This is a genomic window from Streptomyces torulosus (genome assembly GCF_001419765.1).
Classification (GTDB): domain Bacteria; phylum Actinomycetota; class Actinomycetes; order Streptomycetales; family Streptomycetaceae; genus Streptomyces; species Streptomyces torulosus.
This window is the reverse complement of sequence record NZ_LIRK01000337.1, coordinates 1-4,131: the sequence shown is the minus strand read 5'-3', so window position 1 is coordinate 4,131 and position 4,131 is coordinate 1. Positions and strand designations below refer to the sequence as shown.

At 71.4% G+C, this 4,131-nt stretch carries 3 protein-coding genes and 1 riboswitch; all 3 genes read left to right on the top strand.

Annotation, left to right across the window (positions count from 1 at the left end; genetic code table 11):
• Positions 1 to 42: 42 nt before the first annotated feature.
• The 3 genes from AOK23_RS23145 to AOK23_RS23135 all read left to right on the top strand — a co-directional run bounded on the left by AOK23_RS23145 (position 43) and on the right by AOK23_RS23135 (position 3,669).
• Complete coding sequence (locus tag AOK23_RS23145) at positions 43 to 1,164, top strand: PP2C family protein-serine/threonine phosphatase (RefSeq protein WP_055714591.1); 1,122 nt, start codon at positions 43 to 45, stop codon at positions 1,162 to 1,164.
• 233 nt (positions 1,165 to 1,397) lie between these two features.
• A riboswitch (cyclic di-AMP (ydaO/yuaA leader) is annotated at positions 1,398 to 1,553 on the top strand.
• Positions 1,554 to 1,563: 10 nt separating this feature from the next.
• Positions 1,564 to 2,616: a M23 family metallopeptidase gene (locus tag AOK23_RS23140; protein WP_055714590.1), complete on the top strand. Its 1,053-nt coding sequence runs from the start codon at positions 1,564 to 1,566 to the stop codon at positions 2,614 to 2,616.
• A gap of 108 nt (positions 2,617 to 2,724) precedes the next feature.
• A complete protein-coding gene (locus AOK23_RS23135; RefSeq protein WP_055714589.1) occupies positions 2,725 to 3,669 on the top strand; it encodes an aldo/keto reductase in 945 nt (314 codons plus the stop codon).
• The last annotated feature ends 462 nt before the right edge of the window (positions 3,670 to 4,131 follow it).

Here is a 4,131-nt window from a genome sequence, read left to right as displayed (position 1 = left end):
GCCGAGTGGCTCCCTTCCGGACGCCCCGCGAACCTGGGACGGGTGGGGCAGTTACAGGGTGCGAAGAGGCCGGACGGCCGGCGGTTCTACTACGCCCGCGCCCTCGTGCGGGCCCTGCCCGTCCTCCTCGTCCTCAGCGGCCTCTGCTACGACCACTTCATGCCGCGTGAACTCACGGCCGTCCCCTTCTTCACAGCGGCGCCCCTGGTGGCCGCGCCGCTGCTGTCGCTGGCGGGCACCGTGGTGACCGGTGCCGCCTCCCTCGGCGGCATCCTCGCCGTACGGCTCCGGTACAGCAGTGTGGGTGAGGCGGACGCGCTCACCGAGATCTCGACCGTCGCCACCGTCGCCGTCCTGGCCGTGGCCATCAACCGGCTCGTCCGGCGCAGCGACGCCCGCCTCGCCACCGCCCGCGAGATCGCGGAGGCGGCGCAGCGGGCCGTCCTGCCGAGACCCCAGGAGCGGATCGGGGGGCTGGAGATCGCGGCGCGGTACGAGGCCGCGCAGGCCGGGGCCTCGATCGGCGGCGATCTGTACGCGGTGCAGGACTCGCCCCACGGTGTACGACTGATCGTGGGGGACGTACGCGGCAAGGGGCTCGGCGCGGTGGCGGCGGTGGCCGTGCTGATCGGCGCGTTCCGGGAGGCGGCCGAGCAGGAGTCGACCCTGGAGGCCGTGGCCCAGCGGCTGGAGCGGGCGCTCGCGCGGGAGGTCACCCGGCGGGACGCCGCGCGTCGGGACCCCACCGTGCCGTACGAGGGGTTCGTGACGGCCGTCCTCGCGGAGTTCCCGCACGGCGCCGGGCTGGCCCGTATCGTCAACCGGGGTCATCCGGCCCCGCTGCTGCTCCACGCCGACGGCGCTCTGTGGACCCTCGACACCCCGTGGACCGCGCTGCCGCTCGGCCTCGACGAGCTGGGCACCTGGCCGGACCGCGCGGAGGAGGTCGTGTTCCCGGCCGGCGCGACGCTGCTGTTCTACACGGACGGCCTGTCCGAGGCGCGGAACGCGGACGGCGTCTTCTACGACCCGGCCGCCCGGCTCGGCGGCCGTACCTTCCCCGCCCCGCGCGCCCTGTTGACGACGCTCGCCGAAGAGGTCCGCGAGCACACCGGCGGCGGTACCACGGACGACATGGCGCTGCTCGCCGTGCACCGCCCCTGAGAAATATCACTGAGCGTGCCCACCCGAACCCCCTCCGCATTACAACTGACGCACCGTCAGTGTGACCGGGGCGTCCGAGGTGGGGCCAACTCGCCCGTTTTCCACCCCTCATGACCCGTAAGTCCAGCGCAGACAGTAGAACGATCATTCAGAATCGCTTGGAATGCCGCCCCCGCGTCTATTAACGTTCGATAACGCAGCGCGGTCGTCCCAGCCGTCACAAGAGGCGGCTCCGTGCTCACGCGCCGAATCCCGTAGGGAACCGGGGAACCACCACCCTGGGGTGAATCGCGCGGAAACCGCCGTGGAAGCACGTTCGGTTTACGCGCGTAGGAGACCTTCCGCTCCGAACCCGTCAGCTAACCCGGTAGGCGGTAGGAAGGAAAGGAGTACGCCCACGTGGCGTCCAACCGGTCCGCGACCGAAGCCCCGTTCGTGCCGAGCCAACGCAGCGGTGAGCCAGAGACCTTCGGCTTCGGCAGCTACGACAGCGACAACGAGGGCCCCTTCCAGGAGTGGAACCCCACCGCGGAGTCCCTCCGCCCCGTCCGCGGCCGGCACCGTGTGGCCAAGACCAAGCAGCGTGGCGGGTTCGCCCGTAGCTCCACGGTTCTCGGCGTCGGCGTCATAGCCGCCGTCAGCGGCGCCGGCATGGCCAGCGCCCAGAGCGGCAAGGCCCCGGTGGCCATCTCCATGCCGGACATGCCGAACGTGGGCTCGGTCTTCGAGGACGACGACGCCGCCGACGAGCCCGAGGGCTCCACCGCCCCGCTGAGCAGCGCCGGCCTCATCGCCGCCGACACGCAGCAGGGCGCCACCGACGCCGGCGAGGCGCTGCGCGCGCGCATCATGCAGCAGGCCGAGTCGCAGCAGGACGCGTTCGACCTGAAGGCCGCCGAGGCCGCCCAGACCGCCGCCGCGAAGAAGGCCGCGGACCAGGCCGCCGAGGAGAAGAAGGAAGCCGAGGCCAAGGAGGCCGCCGCCAAGAAGAAGGCGGAGGAAGAGGCCGCGAAGGAGAAGGAGGCCGAGCGCCTGGCAGCGCTGGCCAAGCAGTTCACGCTGCCGACCTCCTCGTACACGATCACCTCCACCTTCGGCCAGGCCGGCCCCTACTGGTCGTCCGGCTACCACACCGGCCTCGACTTCGCCGCCCCCACGGGCACCCTCATCAAGGCCGTCCACAGCGGCACGATCACGCAGGCGGGCTGGGACGGCTCGTACGGCTACAAGACCGTGCTCACGCTCGACGACGGCACCGAGATCTGGTACGCCCACCAGTCCTCCATCGGCGTCAGCGTCGGCCAGAAGGTCGGCACCGGCGACGTCATCGGCCGCGTCGGCGCCACGGGCAACGTCACCGGCGCCCACCTCCACATGGAGGTCCACACGGCCGGCTCGGGCAACGGCATCGACCCGGCGGCGTGGCTGCGCAGCAAGGGCCTGACCATCTGACCTCGGACCCCCCGAAACGAATGTGACGCCGCGTGAGGCCAAGGCCTGACGCGGCGTCCGTCATGTCACCCGGAATGCGATCGTCCGACCCGGTGGTTGAAACAACACATGACTTCTCTTCGCAAGCTGGGCACGTCCGACCTCGAGGTCTTCCCGCTCTCCCTCGGCGGCAACGTCTTCGGCTGGACGGCGGACGAAACAGAGTCCTTCGCCGTCCTCGACGCCTACGCCGACGCCGGCGGCAACTTCATCGACACCGCCGACTCCTACTCCGCGTGGGTCGACGGCAACAAGGGCGGCGAGTCCGAGACGATCATCGGCAAGTGGGTGAAGGCCCGCGGTAACCGCGCCGACGTGGTGATCGCGACGAAGGTGAGCCAGCACCCCGAGTACCAGGGCCTCTCCGCAGCCACCATCAAGGCTGGCGCGGACGCTTCGCTGGCCCGTCTGGGCACCGACCACATCGATCTCTACTACACGCACTTCGACAAGCCCGAGGTGCCCGTGGAGGAGATCATCACCGCCCTCGACGACCTGGTGAGGGCGGGCAAGGTCCGCGCGATCGCCGCGTCCAACATCACCCCCGAGCGCCTCCAGGCCTCCCTGGACTTCTCGGCCCGCGAGGGCCTGGCCCGCTATGTGGCGCTCCAGCCCCACTACAACCTGGTCTCCCGCGACACGTACGAGGGCGCCCTCCAGTCGGTGGCCGCCGACGCGGGCCTCTCCGCCGTCCCCTACTTCGCCCTGGCCAAGGGGTTCCTCACCGGCAAGTACCGCCCCGGCACGACCGTCGACAGCCCCCGCGCCGCGGGCGCCGGCGCCTACCTCGACACCCCGAGGGGCACCCGCGTCCTCGCCGCCCTCGACGAGATCGCCCGGTCCAGGAACGCGGAGATCGCCACGATCGCCCTGGCCTGGCTCACGGCCCAGCCGACGGTAACCGCCCCCATCGCCTCGGCCCGCACCACCACCCAACTCCCCCCACTCCTGGCAGTAGCCGACCTCACCCTCACCCCCGAGGAACTGAAGACCCTGACAGAGGCATCGGAGTAACACGGCGGGCCGGCCGCACAAGGACGATCCGACGCACGTCGCCGATGTGGCGCAAGTCCCTACGGCGGGTCGGCCGCGTACGGGCGAGTCGGCGCGTGTCACCGGGGCGGCGCAAGTCCCTACGGCGGGTCGGCCGCGTACGGGCGAGTCGGCGCGTGTCACCGGGGCGGCGCAAGTCCCTACGGCGGGTCGGCCGCGTACGGGCGAGTCGGCGCGCGTCACCGGGGCGGCGCAAGCCCCTACGGCGGGTGTGCCGCGTACGGACGTAAGGGGGTGTGTCGGGGGGTGTCCGCCCGCAGCGGTTGGCGCGTCAACTGGTTCAGCTTCTCGGGCGACCGATTCCGCGCCGTTCCGAGGACGGACACCCCCCGGCGCGCCCCCGACCCACCCACACCCCGTAGGCGCCCCAGCCCCCACAAGGCGCAAGTAACCCGCCGACCGCTAAGAGGTCCTAACAAAGGC